The following is a 19,780-nucleotide window of genomic DNA, read 5'->3' on the forward strand; positions in this document are numbered from 1 at the left end:
ATGGCCTTCGATCCCAGGACGTACCTGCGCGACGTCGTCAACCCGCTGCGCGACCGGGCCGGCTCGCTGCCCGGCGACCTGGCCCGGCACTACGCCGTCGGCCCGGGCATGAGCTCCACCGAGATCACCGGGCAGCTGGTCAAGGTCCGGTCGCTGTGGCGGCGGCAGTCCGGTGGGGCGGGCGCGGCGGCCCGGGTCTGCGCCCGCATGATCACCCGGGACGAGCAGCTGCGCCGGGAACACGGCGACCGGATGCACGACCCGGCCTGGTGGCGGGAGCGGGCCGAACAGGACCGGCGGGGCGCGGTGGCCGAGGGCGGGCGGCTCGCCGACGAGCTGCGGGAGGCGTACGGCCCGGTCGGTCTGATCAGCCGGGACCGCCTCGACGCCGTGGCGCGCCACTATCCGGCCCTGGACCGGGCCGCGGTCGGCGAGGCGCTGCGCCGGGCGGGGCTGACCGTCGCCGAACCGGTGGCGCTGCCCGCGGACAGCAGCCTGGACGCCCGCGCGTACCGGAACCTGTCCGACGTGCTCGGCAAGATCGGCGTACCCACCGTGGTGCACCTGCTGCACCCCGGGCTCGGCACGTTCACGCTGCTCAACGGCGCCCCGCCACTGGACCGGGAACTGCTCGCCGAGCGCCGGGCGGCCGCCAACACCGCCGCCGACGCGATCGGCACCCGGCTGCGCAAGGAGGCGTACGGCATCCTGGCCACCGCCCTGGACACCGGCGCCGACCTGCGCCGGCTGGCCCTGTTCCAGCTCGTCGACCTGCTCCGCCGGGACCGCGGCGACCGGCCGGACAGCTCGCTGATCCGCACGGCCGTCGACACCGGCCTGGACCCGGCCGAGGCCCGCACGCTGGTCTTCAGCCTCCCCGCCGAGCAGGCCGCCGACCCGGCCGGCCGGATCCGGGCGCTGGTCGAGGACGGCCGGCTGCTCGCCGCCCGGCAGGCCCTCGCCGCGCTGCCCGCCGCGCACCCGGAGAACGCCGAGCTCAGCGACCTGGTCACCCGCCGCCTGGACGAGGCCCGGGCCCTGCGGGACCGCTCCGACCAGGCGCTGCACGCCGGGCGGGAGTCCGAGGCCGCGCTGATGCTGCGGGACGCGCAGCGGATCGCCGCCGACGACGAGGACCTGGAACGACGGCTCGCCGCGCTGCCGCCGCCCCCGGCCCGGGACCTGGTGGCTCGGCCCCGGGACCACGGCGTGGTGCTGTCCTGGACCGGGCCCGGCCCGGGGCCGCTGCGCTACCGGGTGGTCCGCGGCGACACCCCGCCGACGACACCCGGCGACGGGGAGCTGGTCGGTGAGGTCGACGGCACCGAGCTGACCGAGGAGCTCACCGAACCCGGCCGGCCCCGCCACTACGCGGTCTTCGCCGGCAGCGGCGCCGGCACCTGGTCGCGCCCGGTGACCGTGGCGATCACCGTGCTGCCGCCGGTCAGCGCGGTCCAGGTCCGCGCCGGACCGGCCGAGGTGTTCCTCTCCTGGCAGGCGCATCCCCGGGCGGAACGGGTCCGGGTCCGGCGCACCGTGGGCCGGCGGCCGGCCGGTGACGACGACGGCGAACCGATCCCCGGTGGCGCCGGCGGACTCTACGACCGGATCCCGGCCGACGGCTCGGACCGCTGGTACTCGCTGGTGGCCGTCTACCGGGACGCCGCCGGGGCCGAGGTGACCGCCCCGGCCGTGGTGGTGCGGGCCGGCGCCCCGACCGACGCCCCGCCCTGGGCCGAGCGGCTGACCGTGCACCTCACCCCGCTGGACCGGGGCACCGCCACGGCCCGGATCACCTGGGCCACCCCGGCCGCCGGGCGGGTGTCGGTCCGCCGTTCGGAGCGCCCGCCCGGGTGGGCCGCCGGGGACACCGTCGCCGAGGCCGAGGTGCTCGCCTGGGGGGAGCCGCTGATCGCCGAGCGCCTGGTCCAGGGCCCGGAGACCCGGATCGAGGTGACCGTGCCCAGCGGCCGCCAGGTCTACGTGCCGTTCACCCTGGACGGCTCCGGCACGGCCGTGGTCGGCGAACCGGCCGCGGTCGGGGTGGTCGAACCGGTGCGGCAGCTGCACGCCCGCCGCACCGGCGACGAGATCACCCTGACCTGGGTGTGGCCGGCCTCGGTCAGCCTGGTCGAGGTGGTCTACACCCCGGACGACGGCCGGGAGGTACGCCGCCGGATGACCCGTGGCCAGGTCGCCGACACCGGCTGCCGGATCACCGCGCCGGTCGCCGGGGAGATCGCCGTCCGCGCGGTGCTGCGCGGCCGTGGCGGTGACCTGATGTCGCTGCCGGAGACGGTGCCGGTCGACGGCGTGGCCACCGTCCTGCACTACCACCTGCCCCGGGTGGGCGGGCTGTTCGGCCAGGGCAGACGCCTGCTGCGGGTCACCGTCGACCGGGTCTGCGAGGACGTCGAACTGCACCTGGTCGTCGCCGGTGGCCCGGCCATGCCGACCCGGCCGGAACAGAGCGAGAGCCTGCTCCGGTTCACCGGTCTCACGCTCGCACCCGGGGATCCGTGGGAGGTCCCGTTCACCGTGGCCAAGCGCCCGAAACCGTACTGGCTGCGCTGTTTCGTGGTGCGGCCGCACGGCATCCGGGTGGTGGACCCGATCGACGACATGAAGGTGTCCTGATGGCTCTGGCCTGCCCCTACTGCTACGAGCGGATCAATCCACGACGGCTCTGGTTCCGCTGCACCGGGCGCAAGGGCCCGGGCCGGCCGGCCTGCCTGCCCCGGCACGACCCGGTCCGCCGGGAGCTGACCGGCATCGACGAGCTGGTGCTGCCGGCGTTCCCGGCGCCCGGCCGGCTGCTCGGGACGGTCCATTCGGCGGTGCACGAGGACTGCAACACCGCCTCCGGCATCAAGGTCTGCCCGCACTGCCACAGCCGCCTGCCGGCCACGTTCGGCGAGGGCGACAGCCCGCTGATCGCGATGGCCGGCGCCCCGCACACCGGCAAGAGCGTCTACCTGCGGATCCTCGCCGACCAGCTGCGTCACGGGATGGGCCGCCGGTTCGACGCCGACGTCCGGCTGACCGGTGACGAGCAGTTCAACAACGAGTCGGGGCGGGCCGACTTCCTGGACGTGGCCGGGGACCTGTTCCCCAACGGGCAGCTCTACGCCAAGACCCAGGCCGCCGTCAGCGGGCGCCGGGACCCGGTGGTGTTCGCCTGGCGGCAGCGCCGGCGCATCGGCGGGCACAGCACCACGTTCCTGTCGTTCTTCGACACCGCCGGAGAGGACCTGGCGGCCATGGAGACCGTCGACAACCTGCGCTATCTCGGCGCCGCGGACGCGTTGATCCTGTTGCTCGACCCGTTCCTGATCCCCCGGGCCCGTCAGGAGATCAACCTGCCGGAGTCGGCGTACAAGACCCGGGCCTCCACCGTGGACGTGCTCAACCGGGTGACCGACAACCTGCGGGAGAGCCGGCACCTGGGCGGCCGCAAGAACATCCCGATCCCGGTCGCCGTGGTGTTCGCCAAGATCGACGCCTTCTTCGACCTGTGGGGACAGGACCATCCGCTGGTCCGCAAACCGCAACCGGGCCCGTTCTACGACGAGACCGCCGGCCGGGCCACCCACGAGTACGTCCGGGCCCAGCTCGCCGAGTGGGGCGCCGACGACATCGACAACCACCTGATCCACAACTACAAGCAGTTCCGGTACTTCGCGGTCTCCGCCCTGGGCATCGAGCCCGACTACGACAACGACCTGGTCAATCCGCGCGGGGTGCACCCGTTCCGGGTCGACGAACCACTGCTGTGGCTGCTCAACCGGTTCAACGTGGTCCCCGGAAAGGGCTGAGCCGTGGACGGCAGCTTCGAGACGCTCGTCTACACCGACTGCCGGCCGGGGCAGGGCCTGACCGGCGGCGCGGGCCTGCAGTTCCAGGCCCGCTCCAGCGACCGGGCCGGCGCCGCGCAGAACCTGGTCCGGGACCGGCTGCTCTACGAACCGCCGGCCCGCTGGATGGCCGACCGGCGGCCCGCCGACCGCTACCCGCCCTCCTTCGGCCACCTGTCCGCCTCCGGTTACCTCGCCACCGCGTCCGGCCTCTACCTGGGCCGGGAGGCCAACGGGGTCCGTGAGGGCAACCAGCTCACCCACACCATCGTCACCACCGACCCGGACGACTACCGCGGCCTGCGCCCGGCCCAGCTCTACGGCGCCGCGTTCTGGACCACCGTCCCGGCCGGGACCACCCGCTGCGCGCCGGTGACCGTCAGCCCCGAGGACACCCCCTGGTCACCGGGCCGGGCCAAACGGTTCGTGCAGGCCCAGCCGGACGGCCCGGCCACCCTGCTGGCCCTGGTCTCCGCCCTGGACCGGGCCGGAACGGCGGACGGCGGGCGGATCCTGTTCCTCGGCGACGACCCGGCCACGATCGTCGAGTGGCTGGTCGCCGGCACCCTGCTGATCCCGCGCGGGCGGGCCCTGCACCTCGGCTTCAAGATCTACTCCAACGATCCGGCCCGCTCCGGCGCCCCGATCGTCGCCGTGCACCCGGACTTCGCCAGCCCCGCCACCCAGGTCGGCAACACCCTCGGCTACCTGGTCTTCGACCTCACCACCCACCGGCACACCGAGGTCGCCGCCACCCCCGCCGCCCGCCGCTGGGTCGGCCTCTTCCTGGACGACGACCCCCGCGACGCGGTCGACGCCCTGGACGTGGCCGCCGAGTCCGGCATCGCCGACGAGGCGGCGGCCGCGGCCCTCGGCACGGCCGCGATCCTGCACCGGGAACCACCCGCGCGGTACGCCGAGACGGTGGTCGCCTGGCTGCGCAGCGGTCCACCACTGCTGCGGGACGCCTACGGCGCCGACATCACCGACCTGTTCGCCGACATGCCCGAGCGCTGGCCACGCGGGGTGCTGCGACGGCTGGACGAGGCGGGCGGCGACGGTCTGCTGCCCGGGAAAGCCGCGGACGTACGGATCGCGCTGCTGCTCAAGGACGTGGAGGAGGCCCTGACCGGCGGCCGGGTCACCGCCGAACGCCCCGGGCCGCTACCCGCCGGCGAGTGGGATCCGGGCCGGGACCAGCAGGTCCTCGACCTGCTCACCGAGGCCTTGCAGGCAGCCGGGCGCTCCGGCGCGCAGATCGAGGCGCTGCTGCGGCTGGCCCGCCGCTACGGCGCCCCGATCCACCCGGCCGGACTGGGCGAGGCCACCGGGGCGCTGGTCCGGTACCTGGCCGACGACCCGTCCCGGCTGCGCCGGCAGGACTGGCCGCACGGCGATGAGATCGAACCCCTGCTGCTCGCCGAGTTGCAGGGCCGGGTGCTGCGCGGCGGAACCGCCCCGGAACGGGTCGGCACCGAGTGGGGCCGCTGGCTGACCGCCCGCCGGGCCGACCTGACCGCCGAGCTGGAGGCCGCCGTGCTGGGAGCGGCCGTCCGGACGGCCGGCACCAGCCGCGAGGCACTGATCCGGGCCGAGCTGACGCCGCTCGCCGGTGACCCACCGGCGTACGCCCGGCGGGTCACCGCCCTGTTCAGCCAGAGCACACCGCGCCACGACGAGATGCTGCTGATCCTGGAGCACGCGCCGGAGAGCACCCCGCCGATCGACGGCGTGTTCACCACGGTCACCGGCCGGGCGACCGCCGACGCGCCGGTCAGCGCCACCGACCTGCAGCTGTCCCGGCGGCTCGCCGCCCAGGGGCTGATCCCACCGGACCCGGCGCTGGACGCCGTGCTGGCCCGGGACGCGGTGGTCACCGACACGCTGGCCCGGATGCGCCGGGATCCGGCCGACGACCTGATCCCCGGCCTGCTGGAGGCGCTGGCCGGCAGCCCGCCCCGGCTGGTGTCGGCCCGGCTCGCCGCGGTGGCCGCCGCCCTGCTGGACCTGCCACGCTTCGACACCGCGGTGACCAGCGTCCTGGAACAGCATCCGGCCCTGCTCGATCCGCTGCTGGACCGGCTGACCGGCGCGTTGCGGACCGAGACCCGCCCGGAGCTGGCCGCCCTCGGCTACTACCTGTTCTTCGGCCCGCTGCGCGCCTCCTCGAACTACTTCGAGCCGCTGGCCACCGCGGTCGACCACTGGCTGGTCCGGGTGCCGGACCGCGCGGTGGAACAGGCCGGGCGGCAGCTCGCCACGGCCGGCCGGCGGTGGACCGGCCGGTGGGACGAGCGGGTGGAGGCGCTGGCCGGCCGGCGCACCAGGTACCGCCTCACCCATCCCTTCGGCGGGCGGCACACCTGATGCCGGTCGTGATGGTCGTCGTCGTCATCGTGCTGGGCCTGTGCTGCCTGTGGCTGGTCGTGGTGCCGCTGAGCCTGGCCCTCGCCCCGGTGGCGGTCATCGCCGGGACCGTCGCCGCGCTGATCGGCGGCCTGATGACGTTCGCCGGGGGCGGTCCCGTACCGCTCACCCCGGCCGGGGCCCGCACCTGGCTGCCGGGCCGGGTGCGCGGCGAGTTCGTCCGCCGTGACCACGCCTGGCCGCACTACTTCGCCGCCCAGGTGGTGCTGGACGGCGCCGACGTGCTGGGGCGGGCGCTGCGCTGGAACCGGGCCCTCGGCAAGCACCTGTTCGGATTCCTCGGTCAGGAGTCGATCGCCGCCGCGGTGCCGCTCACCCTGCTGCCGGTGCTGGTGATGCGGGTCGGCGGCGCGCTGGGCCTGCTCGCCGGCACCCTGGCGGTGCTCGTGGTGACAGTCGCGGTGACGGCGGTGATGTGGCTGATCGGGCTGCCGGTGGTGCTGCTGATGCGGGGAGTGGACCGGGTCTGGCGGGTGGTCCGGCGGTCCCGGGCCAGCTGTGTGGTCTGCTTCGCCACGGCGGCCGTCCCGGCGTACCGCTGCCTGGGTCCACACCTCGACGCCGACCGGATGTCCGGCGACGACCTGCACCGCGACGTCCGCCCCGGTCGCCTCGGCGTGCTGTGGCGGCGCTGCTCGTGCGAGCTGCGGCTGCCGACCACCGTGCTGCGGGCGGCCCGCGACCGGCGTCTGGAGGGGCTCTGCCCGAGCTGCGAGCAGCCGCTGTTCAGCGGGGCCGGGGTGCACCGCGAGGTACGGCTGCCGGTCTTCGGCGCGGCGTCCGCGGGCAAGACCCAGTTCGTGATGTCGGCGCTGGTCGGCCTGCACGCCGCGGCACAGCGGGCCGGGATCCCGATCGAGATGGCCGACGACCGCAGCCGGGCCGTCTACTCGATGTGGTCCGGGCTGACCGCCCGGTCCGCCCCGGCGCCGAAGACCGCCACCAACGCCCCGGTCACCGTCACCACCCGGATCCGGCAGCGCCGCGGCACCACCCTGCTGCACCTGTTCGACGCGGCCGGCGAGACCCTGGTGGACCGGCGGCAGAACGCGACACTGGCCTACCTGGACGCCGCCGGGACACTCACGTTCGTGCTCGACCCGTTCTCGATCCCGCGGATCCGCGACGAGCACGGCACCGCGTCGGCGGCGGTCTTCCGCGAGGCCAGCGCGGCCCTGCACGATCCGCAGGACGGTTACGACGCCACCGCACAACGACTGCGGGAGTACGGTGTGCCGACCGGCCGCCGGCGGCTGGCGTTCGTGGTCACCAAGGCCGACCTGCTGGCCCGGCTGCCGCTGACCCCGCCCACCGCCGAACCGGCCGCGGTCCGTGCCTGGCTGTGCGACCAGGGGCTGGAGAACCTGGTGGTGACCGCGGAACGGGACTTCCGGACGGTGGGCTGGTTCCTGGTGTCCGGCCGCGACACCGGGCCGGACGGCCCACCGGCGGTGCTGCGCTGGGCCCTCGGCCGGGGATGGGGGAACCTTGCCTGACTCCGGGATGCCGGTCACCCACGTGGTGGGCCGGATCATCGTGCTGCTGGTGCTGGCCGGGCTGCTCGGATGGCTGATCTGGACCGGTCTGCCGGCCCGCTTCGGCGAGTGGGTCCTGATCGAGACCCTCGGCCTGATCCGGCGGATCTGGTCACTGGACTGACCGATATCGATCACCTCACGGGGCCCCGGGTCGTCATCGGGCCGCCGGATTCCGCCTTTCAGCGGCTTGTACGCCTTCCGGGGCCGGGATAGCCGGAATGGGTCGACTGTCCACCGGAGGGCGGTCTCCGCCGATCATGTCGATTCCCGCCTCGGACGGTCCAACCGCTGTTCGGCGTCTCCCCGGCGGAGGTCGTTTGGAGCATCCTTCCGAATGTCGGAAGGAGTTGCCGGTGGTCACTACCTACAGCCCGGTGGCGCAGCTGCGTGCGCTGGCCGCGGCCGGCCGTCTCGCCGAGGTGGCCGACGGCCCGGAGCGCGGTGGCCTGGTCGCCGCCGCCTACGAGCTGGTGTGGCCGATCGTGTTCGCCCGGGTGACCTGCCGTTTCGAGCGGCAGCGCGGGCACAGCGTCTGCGCCTCCGGGGTCGGCAACCTGGCCGACGAGTGCCTGGACCGGTTCCACGACGACGTCGAAGCGGTCGTCGACGACCTGCTCGGGCACGCCCGGCAGCCGATCCGGCAGCTGGAGGCGTGGATCACGCCCCGGCTCAACGCCGCCACCGTGAACGCGCACCGCCGGCGCCGGGGTGCCCGCGGCGCGCTGCAGCGGCCCCGGCTTCCCGGCTGGCTGGTGACCGGTTTGGCCCAGGACCCGTGGCTCACCGCGCTGGCCACCGACATCCTCACCTGGGTCGGCACCAGCGGCACCGCCGGCGGTCGGCTGTGGCCGGTCGAGTCGTGGTCGCAGAAGCGCGGCCTGGCCACCGGGGACTGGCCCGGCAGCGACCCGGCCACCGTCGGCCGGGAGATCGAGCAGGTGCTGTCGGTGATGCGCGGGCACCCGAAGTGGTACGAGTCGTACGTGGAACGCCCGCTCGGCGCCAAGCAGCCGCCGGTGGTGGCGATGGCCACCGACACCTACGGCGAACCGCTGTTCCCGCTGGCCCCCGCCGACGGCGCCGACCGGGTCGAGGCGGAGCTGCGGGACCTGGCCGGCGCCGCGGTCCGGGCGATCGCCGGGCGGATCGGGCAGGGCGAGGCCGCCGAGTCCGTGGTCGTCGAGGTGATCCACACGATCTTCGGCGGCGCCTGCGCCGGCACCCTGGACCAGATGCCGCACGTGACGGCCGATCCCCTCGGCGGGATCATCGGCGGCCTCACCGACCCGGCCCGGCTCGACCGGATCGTCGCCGCTGTCCTGGAGATGGTTGGGTGAGGGTCTATCGATGTGATTCCATGTCGGCATCCGACCGCACACCGGCGCCGGGGATTCCGGATTTCTCCGCGTTCCCGGCCGCCAATCCGGCGACAGGAATCCACCATGGTGAGTGAGGGCGACCCGGCGTGGGCCCCCGGTTCCTTCCTGACACTGCTCAGCGACGCCGAACGCGAGGAACTGCTCGGTCTCGGCACCACCCGCAAGGTCCCCGGCGGCCGGCACCTGCTCATCGAGGGCCGCAAGGACACCCAGGTCGAGGTGATCCGGCAGGGCCACGTCAAGGTCACCAGCACCGTCGGCGGCACACCCCGGCTGCTCGCCATCCGGCTGCCCGGCGACCTGGTCGGCGAGTTCGCCGCCCTCACCGGCAGCGGCCGGATCGCCACCGTCACCACCTGCGGGGACGTCGTCGCCACGGTGATCCGGCAGGCCGGGTTCCTGCGGTTCGTCAACGAGCACCCGCTGGTCGCCGCCCAGCTCACCGTCTCGGTCGGGCGGCGGCTGCACTGGGCCAACCGGCGGCGCACCGAGTTCACCGCCTTTCCGGTGCAGGTACGGCTGGGCCGAGTGCTGCTGGACATCGCCACCAGCTGCGGCGAGGCGGTCGCCGACGGGGTGCTGATCCGGGTCGAACTCAGCCAGACCGAGCTGGCGTCACTGATCGGGGCCCGGGAGGACACCGTCCAGCGGGCGCTGCGGGACCTGCGCCGGGCCGGGCTGGTCCGGACCGGTTACCGCCGGATCGTCGTCCTGGACGAGGCCGGGCTGCGGGCGCTCACCGAATCGGCGGAGTGGATCTGACCGGCGCCGGGGGAGTCCACGCCAGGCCGTAGCCGTACCCCTCGCGCAGGCCGTGGAACTCCCGCATCACCTCGCCCAGCGCGGACGGCTCGATCAGCGCCCGTTTCTCCGGCGGCTCGCGCAGATCGGTGTACGGCACCTCGTCGATCAGCCACACCTCGGCCGGGCGCCGGTCCCCGAACCGCACCCGCACCACCCCCGACTCGCACGGGTCCAGCGGCACGATCGCGTAGTGCGACCAGGTCGGCTGGCCCGGCGGCAGCACCACCCGCAGCCACAGCTCGTGCGTGTCGCCGGGCAGCATCCGCTCCGGCAGCCGCAGCACCACCTTCTGACTGCTCCCGCCGTTACGCTGCTCCACCGCGCTGATCCGGGCGCCGAACAGGGCGTCCACCTCGGCCGCCCCGACACCGGCCGGCGCCTCCGGCAACCCGATCCGGATGGTGATCTCGTCGATCTCCCGGGTGGCGGTGATGGTGCGCATCTCGTACAGCTCGGGGGTGCAGGTGTCCAACCGGAACAGCGCCCGCAGCGACGACACCCGCCAGCCCGACCCGGCCGCCGGATCCTCGGGCGCCGCCGGGACGTCCTCACCGGCCACCGCCATCGCGGCCAGCGCGTCGTTCATCCGGCGGCGGGCGGTCCGCACCGACACCGTCTGCAGATCGGCCAGCCGGCTCTCCCGGTCGGCCAGCGTGGCCAGCCGGAACTCCCGGTCCAGCCCGAACGCCAGCTCGGCCGCCCGGCGCAGGTCCGGGGCCAGCCCGGCGGCCAGACCGGACAGCATCGCCACCACCGCGGCGCGCACCCGGGACTCCTTGTCGCCGGGGCCCAGGCGGCAGCGGCGACGGGTCTCCGGGCCGATGTAACGGCTCAGCCCCGGTCGGTCGACACCCCGCCCTCTGCGGAGTTTCTTCAGCTCCTCGTACAGATCGGAGTCGGGCACAGACAGACCGTAGTCCATATCTGCGGTCCCGTTGAGAGGCCCGTCGAGTGGCTACGGACCGTCATCACCCGGATGGCCATCGTGGCGGCCAGAAACCTGGCCACTGAAGGGCCGCAATCCGGAATTGGCACACGCCAGGATGGTTCGATGAATTGGGGGGATGGGGTCACTGACAGTGACGATCAAACGTCGTCACTCACCCGTGCGCGCACGAACAGCGGGCCGGCCTCGCGGCCACGGATCCCGCGCCAGCGTGACGGGGCCGCCGAGGAGCGGGCCCGCCTGCGTCATCTGGCGACGCAGGGCCTGCTCGGGACACTCGGCGCCGAGGAGCGACGGCGGCTGCTCCCGGCCGCCTTCGAGGTGGCCTATCCGATCGTCTACGACGTGATCACCCGCCGGGTGGCCCGCAACCGCGGTCACAACCAGTGCGGGCACGGTCTGCACCAGATGGAGGACACCTGTCTCGACGGGTTCCAGGACGACCTGGAAGCGGTCATCGACCATCTGATGTCGGCCACCGCGCCGATCAGCGACCTGGAGGGCTGGCTCGCCCGGCGCGCACAGAACGCCGCCATCGACGGCCACCGGCGCCGCCGCGGTGAACAGGGCGCCCAGCAGCGCCCGCGGATGACCCGGGCCCTCGCCGAAGCGCTCGACGACCCGTGGCTCGAGGAACTCGCGCTGAAGATCCTCACCTGGGTGGGGCTGCCGGCCGGGGTCGGCGCCACCGAGTGGCCGGTGGGCAGCTGGGCCCGCGACCGTGCCGACTTCACCGGCGACCACCGGGGCAGCACCCCGGACCGGGCCCGCGCCGACGTCGACCGGGTCCTCGCGGTGATGCGCCGCCGCCCCGGGTGGTACGAGAAGAACATCGACCAGCCGCTCGGCCGCAAGACCGCGCCGGTCGGCGGGTCACCCGGGGAACAGCCCGGCGAACCCCGGCCACTGCTCGCCGCCGGTCCCGCCGAGATCCTCGAAGCCCGGATCGGTGACCTGGCCGGGCTGGCCGTCCTGGCCCTTCAGGAGCGGCTGCGGCGCGGCGACGACCCGACGTTCACGGTCGTCGAGGTGCTCACCACACTCTTCCTGGGCGGCACCGGCGCGGACGAGATCGATCACGGCCCGATCGGGGCGCCGGCCTCCGACGAGCGGGTGTCAGCGCTGCTCACCGACCCCGCCGCCCTCTCCGTCCTGGTCCAGCACGTCCTCGGGATCGTGCGGGCCGGCTGACATCTGCTCCAGGGCTCGGCGGCGGTCGGTGATGAAATCGCTGACCGCCGCCGCGTCGTGCTTCTCCAGGGCAGCCCGGCCGGCCTCCCGCAGCGCCTCCTCGAGAAGGCCACGGATCCGCTCCTGCTGCCCCGGCGTCAGTTCCATCCGGCCGGCTACCGAACGCATATCTTGATCATGAGTCAGGGCCTCTTCTCCGCGACGGTCTGGCTCGCACACTGGTAACTGGCGGACAGGTTCAGCCCTGCGTCAGCGCCGGAACGAGCCGGACCTGGTATTCCACCATTCTCGTCGCGATCTTGTGAACCTCCTGCAGCCGCCCCTCCGGGCTGAAGTCGCGGCCCGGCTTGAACTCGGCGACGTGCCGCTCGGCCCGTTCCACCAGCCGCAGCAGATCGGTCACCGCACCCGGATGCTCCCGGCACAGGTCGATCGCGACACGCAGCCGCCGCTCCGGGATACCCACCAGGTAGGCGGGCAATCCGGCCTCCCACGCCAGCGGGTGCACCAGATAGCCGGCCGGCAGGTTGCCCGGGCCACCCATCGGCGCCAGGATCTGCAGCGTGTCCAGCCGCAGCGGCGGTGCTTTGACGCCGGTGTAGGCCAGACCGCCGAGCCCCAGCGCCACCACCACCATCATCGCCAGCACCGGATCCCCGGAGCCGGCCGCGAGGATGATCCCCAGCGCCACCAGGACCATGCCACCCGCGGCCAGCGTGCTGGCACTGCCGGTGGTGTCACACACCTCGCTCCGGGCTTCGTCGATGTACTTGCGGATCACGTTCTCCAGCAGCGGATTCGACGGTTTCCACCGGTCGTCCCGAACTGGCACAGGCAGCCGCGTAACTCTGTTCATGATTGTTGCCGAGTCCTTCCCGCTCATCCGTGTGCGGTTCTCGGAGCATCACTGCCCGGCTCTCCAGCCGGGCTCTTCTCCGGTAGTGCCGCGAGAATCGGCAGCCCCGGCCCCCACATGAGCTCTTCCAGACCCGTCTCCGAACTCCGCCCGCCCCGCCCCTCCTCCGCCTTCCTCTCCGCCCTCCCTGCCCTTCTTCCTCTCCGGCTCTCCGCCTTCCGTGCGGTTCGCTCTTCCGCGCGGTTCGCCCTTCTAGCCCTGGCTTCCCTCCGCTCTCCTCGCGGGCTTGCTCCTTCTCCTTCCTTCTGCCTTCCGCGTTCGGCCTGCCTTCTTCCTTTACCTTCCTCGCTGGCCTTGCCGGTCGGTCGCCGGTTGCCAGCCGTCGGCACAAAGCAAAGCGCGATGTCCCGAAAAATCGGGACATCGCGTCCTTCTAGCTTCGTGTTGCCGGTGGTCAGGACAGCGGTGAGGTGAACTCCCGCCCGGTCCCCGGAACCATGGTCGGCAGGCCCCGCCGCGCCCGCTCGGTCCGCACCGCCACGTCGGCGATGTCCCACACCGCCCCGACCACCGCGAAGATCATCACCGAGTTGCCCAGCCAGCGCGCCGGATCCACCGTCCCCCAGTCCAGCGTCGCGACGAACTCCGGATTGAAGAACCCGCCACTGGCCGCCAGCCACACGACCGGCCCGGAGAACAGCACCGCGAGCACCGCGTTCACGATCGTCACCGTGTGCCCCCAGCCACCACGCCGGAAGAGCCAAGCCGCATAACCGACTTCCAGCACCAGGACCACGATCAGGTACGGCCACCAGAACGTCCAGTTACCCGGATTCAACACGGGCACCTCGGTGAACGTGAACTGCTGCAGCACCAGAGCCGCGATCAGCAGCACCGGCCACAGTGCGGCCGCCGCGAGCTGCCCCGGAGTCATGACGCCCGGCTCGTACCGCGGCAGATCCTCCAGACCCCAGGCCCGCCGCCCCCGGAGCTCGCCCCGCCCGACCCCGGCCCGCTCGATGATCGCGAAGGTCAGCGTCACCCAGAACACCAGGTGCGCCCCCACCGTGAACAGTGTCCCGAAGACGGTGCCGACGACTTCCCCGAAGGTCGCGCCCCCGAGCACCCGAAGGACAACGGCGACGATCACCACAATTGGCAGTACGGTCGCCACCAGCGTGATCAGCAACCGCCGCCACACCGGGTAGAACTCCGGCCCGATCAGATAGGACCGCCGCTCCGCGTACCCGTCCGCCAGCCGGTCCGGATCCCCCAGTTCGAGGAGCGTCCGTTCCACGGCGGGTTCCCGGTCCTCGCCCCCGTCGACCCGGGCGTCCACGGCGTCCTCGATGGAGGCCCGCAGTTCCCGCTCGATGTCCGTCCGCTGCTGCTCGGGCACCCGGCGCAGCACGGTCCAGACGTACCGGTCAATGATGCTCGTCATCGCTCTCTCCCCAAGTCCGTCCCGCAACCGCCACCGAACCGCCCACCGGATCCACCCCGACCCGACGCCCCACCTGCCCGAACCGTCCACCGCTGTTCCCGGCCGGGCCTTTCCGGGCGCCGCGGCATTCGCGCCGTTCGCCGCCCTGATGTGCATTGGTGCTGGTCCTTCTCATGTCTCGCCGGTGTCGTCGCCGGCGGGCGCGTCCAACTCGTTGACCGCCTTGTCCAGCCGGCCCCACTCGCCCCGAAGCGCGGCCGCGATCGCGTCGCCCTGTGCCGTGGTCCGGTAGAACTTCCGCGGCCGGGCCTCATCGGTGTTCCACTCACTGGTGAGCAGTCCCTGAGTCTCCAGCCGCCGCAGCAGCGGATAGAGCGTGTTCGCTTCCACCTCGAACCCGGCCGCACCGAGCGTTTCCAGTAGCGAGTACCCATATCCCGGCTCCCGCAGGACGGTGAGGCTGGCGACCACAACAGTGCCGCGCCGCAACTCCTGCAGATGCCCTGCGAGCGTGGCATCCATTGTCATGCCAGAAACGATACTGTGTCTCACACACCATCACAACCCCCACACCATTGTGCAGAGCGCTCCGGTGCTCGACGGGTCTCCCGGCCACCCATGCCGACCAGCGGCGCAGCAGGTTTTCAGCCCTCCGAATTGACCCCGGCGACACCAGCGCGGGCGCTCCCATCGATCCGCCGAGTTCGGAGCCCGCTTCGAGGCAGTCTTCGATCCCCGGTCCCGCTGACCACCGGCAACAAGGAGAAGCCAAGGCGAGGCCCCGGCTGGTTCTCCAGCGAGCGGGCCCGCATCAGGGCCTCGTCGGGCACGAAGGCGAACACGGCCGATCCCACCGGGAAGCCAACTGGCCCGTAGGTCAGGCGGCAGGTGAGCGGGCCACCGGGAGAACTGAGCGCCCGGCCGAGGAGGGGTTGCGCGTCGGCCAACCCGAGGCCCGGCTGCGAGGAATGGTGGCGAAGAAGGGTGGGCGAATGCCGGGTCAGGGGCGGGGAGTGCTCACCCGCTCGCGGTTACCAGGCACCGAGGCTGCCAACGGCTGACCCGATGGCTCCCATCAGGGGAAAGGCGGGATTCCTGGCTCCCGTCAGGGGAAGGGTGGGACTCCTGGCTCTTATCAGGGGAAGGGTGGGATTCCGGTGGTCACCCAGTGGGCCAGGGCGGCTCGGTCGACCAGGGTGATTCGGCAGCGGCGGGCCACTTCGACAGCCTGGCGGGTGGGCTGGCCGGTGGTCACCAGGAGGGCCACGTCGGCTTTGTGGATCTCGCGGGCGGTGCCGGCGAAACGTTGGACGTGTGGGCTGCCCAACGAGCCCGCGTAGCGTTTGCACTGGACCACCAGGCGGCGGCCGTCGGGGGCGCGACCGGTCACGTCGGCGCCCATGTCGCCGGTTCCACCGGAGACCCGCACGCTGCTGCAACCGCTGTGCCGCATCAGGCGGGCCACGAACTGTTCGAACTCCGGGCCGGACATGCCGTCGGTCACCGAGATGTGCCGTTCGTGGTCGGCCAACCGCCGTTGTTTCCCGGTGAGCAGGTGGAACCAGGCCCCGGCCACGGCCAGCACCGTCCCGGCCACCGTCGCCGCGATCACCGGATGCGCGCGAACCGCCTCGACCAGCAGCCCCAGCGCCAGGATCATCCCGGAGAGGCCCACCAGCGCGACCATCGGATGGATCCGGCCACCACGCTTCCGCCGCCGGCGCCGAGTCATCGTGAACCGCCCCCGCCGAGCCATCGAACCCCTCCCTACCGGACCATCCCCACCGCACCTGCCGTCGCAGCCCTCCAGCGCTGCCTCACCCCCCCGCCACCGCGGTCCTCCCGAGCAGCGACGGCCCGCGCCCGCGACCGAGTCGGCACCGCGAGCCAGTCAGCCGGTCGGTAGCCCCCGCGAGTGAAGGGGTGGAACCGCTCGAGGGCGAGTCACCCACACGAAGGCGCAGGAACGTCCGACGGCGAAGCGGACCGGGCCCACCGCTGTCGACTCCGAGTCGGATCCACGACTGCGGAGCAGGTCCACGATCCGCGGGATCGGCCCGCCACAGCGGACCTGACCAGCGGCCGTGGAGCCGGGCCCGGCCGATCGCCCCACGTCGAGGGATCGAAAAATTCCTCTGTGGAGTCGACCGCACACGAACTGTAGGTGAGGGGTACGACAAAAATGACGTGGCGCGTTTTCGCGAGTAGACCGAGGAACTTTCACTAGTAGGCTTCGAGCCGGATCTGATTCGGCACGGCGAGAAGGCGCGGTAGAGACGGATATGAGTGACAAGGCCGAGTTCCACGCGGACCGTACGCAGGAGTTCTACCTGTCGGCCGTGGTCCCGGCCGTGCCGCCGGCGCACGGGGGTGCCGAGGTGATCGAGGTCGCGGCGTTCCGTGGCGAGACGAAGTTCGAGCGCGAGGTCGTCGAGAAGATCGCGTCCGCGGCGGCCCGGTCGGTGCCGGGTGTGGTGGAGCTCGGCGGTGACGTGGCGCGGTTCTTCAACTCGGTGCTCGACAAGATCGGCCTGGACAAGGTCGGCGACGCCACCCGTGGCGTCTGGGCCAAGGTGGACGGCACGGATGTCGAGGTCACGGTGATCCTGGTGATCTCCGCGGGCGAGGTGATCGCGGACGTGACCGCCGAGGTGCGGACCAAGGTGATCAAGGCGGTCGAGAGCTACGGCCTGCACGTCAGCGAGTGCACGGTGAAGGTCGACGACATCCGCATCCCGGAGAACTGACGGGTCCTAGGACCGGACGATGCTAGGACCGGGGGGTCCCAGGGCTGGTGGGTCCTAGGTCTGGTGGGTCCTAGGTCTGGTCAGTCCTAGGACCGGTGGATCCCAGGACTGACGGTTCCCCGGAGAACTGGGGAAACCGGCGAAACGGCGCCCCGGTGCAGGTAACGTGCGGTTCGACGGCCCGCGAGCGCACCGGGGAGGCACGATGATCACCGTCCCGGCGGGCAGCAGTCTGACCCTTCGCTGCCCGGACATCCAGGGCATCGTCCTGGTCTCGCTGGAGGCGGTGGAGGCGCCGTTCATCAGCGAGCTCCCGCCGATCCCGGTGCTGAGTCTGGACGGTCCCGGCGTACGGCGAATCGGCGTCTTGGAACTGGTGACCGGCTCGGGCGTGACCTGGGTCGAGGCGGAGCTGCGCAACGACCTGCTGTCGGTGATCGGTGACGCCCCGACCGATGTGGTGCAGCGGCGCACCGCGACCCGGCGGCCGGGCACCTATCCGGCGGTCGGCACGGCCCGGATCGAGAACGTGGAGGGCCGGCACCTGGTCGCGGTCAGCGGGCGGGTCGAGGACATCTCGACGGCGGGCCTGCTGCTGAGGGCGACAGCCGACGACAACCTGCCTTCGTTGCCGTACGGGATAGAACGCACTCTGGTGCACGTCACGATGCCGTGGGGTGAGCTGACGGCCGCGGTCAACACCGTCGATCAGCGGGCCGACCTGCTGCGGGGCAGGTACGAGTGGATCGAGCCGCACGGCGCCGAGGAGCTGGCCCGGTTCTGTGCGAGCCGGTGAAAAAGACGGAAGCCCCGCCGTGGCGGGGCTTCCGGAAGAAAAACGTCAGCGAACGACGAGGGTCTTGCAGATCTTGTCGGCGAACGTCTGCTTCTTCTGGTCCCAGAGCGGGAACAGGTAACCGATGTAGCAGGGGATGCCGTCGAGGATGTGCGCGAGGTCCCGGACGAACGCGTTGCCGGCACCGATCGGCTGGCCGGTGTTCTCGCTGACCAGGCGGATGTTGAGCGCCTTCTTGCCCCAGGTCTGACCGGTCTTGCCGCCGAGGTACCAGCGGTTGTAGCCGGCCACCAGGAAGGCGAGCAGGATGAAGATGTAGTAGAACGCGTTGATGGTCGGCAGACCGGTCGCGGCGTCCGTGCCCATGCCGAGGGTGGCGGCCAGGATCGAGAACGGTGCCACGATCAGGCCGTCGATCAGGGAGGCGCCGACGCGGGTGCCCCAGCCGGCGTACGCCGCGGTGGGCTGACCGTAGGGCTGCTGGCCATAGGCCTGCTGACCATACGGCTGCTGCGGCTGCTGGTTGGAGTACGGGTCGCCGGCGGGCGGGGGCGGGTAGCTCATTCGAGTTCCTTCAATCGGGGCGGCTCTACACGAGCCGTTGCAGTTGATATAGCCAGCTCGCGACGGCGAGCAGTCCAGCGATCCAGCCCATCAGCCGCCGTCGCTCGGACGACCACGGACGCGGCGGTCCCAGCAATCCCACGGCACGCAGTGCCACGAGCGGGACCACGGCGACGGTGAACGCCGCCAGGCCGAAGATCAGAGGATTGGCTTCGATCGCCGCACCGAACTGCCCGCGCACAAGTGCCACGGCGGCGGTGGTCAGACCACAGCCCGGGCACGGTATGCCGGTCACCGTCCGCAACGGACACGGCAGAGCCGCCCCGGTGTGGTCGACGAGCGCGGGCCACACCGTAGCCGCGGCCGCGACCAGCCAGCCGAAGCCGCCGATCCGCTCAGGCACGGAGAACAAGCGCAACGAAAACACCTCTGATCAGGAAAGCCCGGGAAGCATAAAGGTGCGACCCCGGTTGAGGCGACCCCTAATCCGATCGATGGAACCTTACGGTGAGAGGCATGGCCTGCGAAGACTCGAATTCACGCTCCGTGACTGCCGCAAATGACGGCATTCCGGGCGCGTTCGTCCGAAGATCGGATTCGTAAACCCGATTCGCACGTGACAGAGGCCACGATGACGATTCCATGTCAGTCACTCGTGCGCTGGCGGGCGACCCGCAGACAGGCCCGGACGGTCTCCTCCGGCATCCGCATCGCCGCGGCGAGTGTGGCCACCGCCTCGACCCGCCCGCTCGAGTCGATCTTGTCGTGCAGCGCGAGCAGCCCGCTGTGGAACTCGTCGGCGGGCAGCTCGGCGAGCCGGTCCTCCGCGTACTGCCGGACCATGACCTGGAACGCCCCCACGAACGGCATCTCGTGGAACTCGGCGGTCATGTCGTCGACCAGCCGCCCCACCAGGCGCATCGTCCGGGCCCCGATCTCCGCCCCGTCGACCGTGACCCGCTGCGGCCCTTCGAAGTCCGACCCGTCCCACTCGGCGACGACCGTAAAGCCCGCTTTGGTACGTTCCAGCCGGCTCACGCTCATCGCAGCGCCACCGTCACGCCGCCGGAGAACATCGAGTCGTGCAGCTCCAGTGAGGTGAGCTTCTTGTCCGCCGGGATGTCGAAGACCAGTTTGCCCTTGACGCTGTTGCCCGGGTTGATCTCCTCGAATAGCACCTGCCCGTCCTCATTGGCGTAGATAGCCGCCGACGAGTCGAGTATGCATAAACTAC

20 protein-coding genes are annotated in these 19,780 nt (G+C 72.1%); 10 read left to right on the plus strand and 10 right to left on the minus strand.

Translation table 11 applies throughout. The features are described from left to right. The 7 genes from Aco03nite_RS00980 (at position 1) to Aco03nite_RS01010 (ending at position 9,960) form a co-directional block, all read left to right on the plus strand. Positions 1–2,637, plus strand: a complete 2,637-nt coding sequence (locus Aco03nite_RS00980; RefSeq protein ID WP_203792611.1) for a hypothetical protein — start codon at positions 1–3, stop codon at positions 2,635–2,637. After that, positions 2,637–3,815 (plus strand): hypothetical protein, encoded by a 1,179-nt coding sequence (locus Aco03nite_RS00985; RefSeq protein WP_203792613.1) that lies wholly within the window; start codon positions 2,637–2,639, stop codon positions 3,813–3,815. The genes Aco03nite_RS00980 and Aco03nite_RS00985 overlap by 1 nt, the downstream gene beginning before the upstream one ends. A gap of 3 nt (positions 3,816–3,818) precedes the next feature. Continuing rightward, the gene (locus Aco03nite_RS00990) at positions 3,819–6,221 is read left to right on the plus strand and encodes a GTPase-associated protein 1-related protein (protein ID WP_203792615.1); all 2,403 of its coding nucleotides are present in this window, start codon (positions 3,819–3,821) and stop codon (positions 6,219–6,221) included. Beyond that, entirely contained in the window at positions 6,221–7,777 is a 1,557-nt protein-coding gene (locus tag Aco03nite_RS00995) for a TRAFAC clade GTPase domain-containing protein (RefSeq protein ID WP_203792616.1), read from the plus strand. Before Aco03nite_RS00990 ends, Aco03nite_RS00995 begins: the two co-directional genes overlap by 1 nt. Continuing rightward, a complete protein-coding gene (locus Aco03nite_RS01000; RefSeq protein WP_203792617.1) occupies positions 7,770–7,940 on the plus strand; it encodes a hypothetical protein in 171 nt (56 codons plus the stop codon). Before Aco03nite_RS00995 ends, Aco03nite_RS01000 begins: the two co-directional genes overlap by 8 nt. 232 nt (positions 7,941–8,172) lie before the next feature. Continuing rightward, the gene (locus Aco03nite_RS01005) at positions 8,173–9,156 is read left to right on the plus strand and encodes a hypothetical protein (RefSeq protein ID WP_203792618.1); all 984 of its coding nucleotides are present in this window, start codon (positions 8,173–8,175) and stop codon (positions 9,154–9,156) included. Positions 9,157–9,261: 105 nt separating this feature from the next. Then, the gene (locus tag Aco03nite_RS01010) at positions 9,262–9,960 is read left to right on the plus strand and encodes a Crp/Fnr family transcriptional regulator (RefSeq protein ID WP_203792619.1); all 699 of its coding nucleotides are present in this window, start codon (positions 9,262–9,264) and stop codon (positions 9,958–9,960) included. On the opposite strand, the gene Aco03nite_RS01015 is transcribed toward Aco03nite_RS01010, so the two are convergent. Next, positions 9,935–10,906 (minus strand): hypothetical protein, encoded by a 972-nt coding sequence (locus Aco03nite_RS01015; RefSeq protein WP_203792620.1) that lies wholly within the window; start codon positions 10,904–10,906, stop codon positions 9,935–9,937. The two genes, Aco03nite_RS01010 and Aco03nite_RS01015, sit on opposite strands and share 26 nt — an antisense overlap. A gap of 147 nt (positions 10,907–11,053) precedes the next feature. On the opposite strand from Aco03nite_RS01015, the gene Aco03nite_RS01020 reads away from it, so the two are divergent. Next, entirely contained in the window at positions 11,054–12,139 is a 1,086-nt protein-coding gene (locus Aco03nite_RS01020; RefSeq protein WP_203792622.1) for a hypothetical protein, read from the plus strand. Here Aco03nite_RS01020 and Aco03nite_RS01025 read toward each other — a convergent pair. From Aco03nite_RS01025 to Aco03nite_RS01045, 5 genes are all read right to left on the minus strand, one after another. Further along, complete coding sequence (locus Aco03nite_RS01025; protein WP_203792624.1) at positions 12,065–12,307, minus strand: hypothetical protein; 243 nt, start codon at positions 12,305–12,307, stop codon at positions 12,065–12,067. The genes Aco03nite_RS01020 and Aco03nite_RS01025 overlap by 75 nt on opposite strands. Positions 12,308–12,377: 70 nt before the next feature. Next, positions 12,378–12,971, minus strand: a complete 594-nt coding sequence (locus Aco03nite_RS01030) for a hypothetical protein (RefSeq protein ID WP_203792626.1) — start codon at positions 12,969–12,971, stop codon at positions 12,378–12,380. 478 nt (positions 12,972–13,449) lie between these two features. Next, positions 13,450–14,439, minus strand: coding sequence for a permease prefix domain 1-containing protein (locus tag Aco03nite_RS01035; RefSeq protein ID WP_203792628.1), 990 nt, complete (start codon positions 14,437–14,439; stop codon positions 13,450–13,452). A 171-nt stretch (positions 14,440–14,610) separates the two neighbouring features. Further along, on the minus strand, positions 14,611–14,967 hold the full coding sequence (locus Aco03nite_RS01040) for a PadR family transcriptional regulator (protein WP_203792630.1): 357 nt from the start codon (positions 14,965–14,967) through the stop codon (positions 14,611–14,613). Positions 14,968–15,574: 607 nt separating this feature from the next. Then, the gene (locus Aco03nite_RS01045; RefSeq protein ID WP_203792632.1) at positions 15,575–16,195 is read right to left on the minus strand and encodes a restriction endonuclease; all 621 of its coding nucleotides are present in this window, start codon (positions 16,193–16,195) and stop codon (positions 15,575–15,577) included. Positions 16,196–16,721: 526 nt separating this feature from the next. On the opposite strand from Aco03nite_RS01045, the gene Aco03nite_RS01050 reads away from it, so the two are divergent. Continuing rightward, the gene (locus Aco03nite_RS01050) at positions 16,722–17,186 is read left to right on the plus strand and encodes an Asp23/Gls24 family envelope stress response protein (protein WP_203792634.1); all 465 of its coding nucleotides are present in this window, start codon (positions 16,722–16,724) and stop codon (positions 17,184–17,186) included. Between the two features lie 205 nt (positions 17,187–17,391). Continuing rightward, entirely contained in the window at positions 17,392–17,982 is a 591-nt protein-coding gene (locus Aco03nite_RS01055; RefSeq protein WP_203792636.1) for a hypothetical protein, read from the plus strand. Positions 17,983–18,027: 45 nt separating this feature from the next. Here the strand turns inward: Aco03nite_RS01055 and Aco03nite_RS01060 are convergent, their stop codons facing one another. The 4 genes from Aco03nite_RS01060 to Aco03nite_RS01075 all read right to left on the minus strand — a co-directional run bounded on the left by Aco03nite_RS01060 (position 18,028) and on the right by Aco03nite_RS01075 (position 19,769). After that, positions 18,028–18,546: an RDD family protein gene (locus tag Aco03nite_RS01060; protein ID WP_203792637.1), complete on the minus strand. Its 519-nt coding sequence runs from the start codon at positions 18,544–18,546 to the stop codon at positions 18,028–18,030. A 25-nt stretch (positions 18,547–18,571) separates the two neighbouring features. Next, positions 18,572–18,964, minus strand: a complete 393-nt coding sequence (locus Aco03nite_RS01065; protein WP_203792638.1) for a DUF2752 domain-containing protein — start codon at positions 18,962–18,964, stop codon at positions 18,572–18,574. 227 nt (positions 18,965–19,191) lie between these two features. Further along, positions 19,192–19,590 carry a hypothetical protein gene (locus Aco03nite_RS01070; protein WP_203792639.1) on the minus strand — a complete coding sequence of 133 codons (399 nt, stop codon included), beginning with the start codon at positions 19,588–19,590 and terminating at the stop codon, positions 19,192–19,194. Beyond that, positions 19,587–19,769, minus strand: a complete 183-nt coding sequence (locus Aco03nite_RS01075) for a DUF4352 domain-containing protein (RefSeq protein WP_203792655.1) — start codon at positions 19,767–19,769, stop codon at positions 19,587–19,589. Before Aco03nite_RS01075 ends, Aco03nite_RS01070 begins: the two co-directional genes overlap by 4 nt. Between the last annotated feature and the right edge of the window lie 11 nt (positions 19,770–19,780).

The sequence above is a fragment of the Actinoplanes couchii genome, from assembly GCF_016862075.1.
Classification (GTDB): Bacteria; Actinomycetota; Actinomycetes; order Mycobacteriales; family Micromonosporaceae; genus Actinoplanes; species Actinoplanes couchii.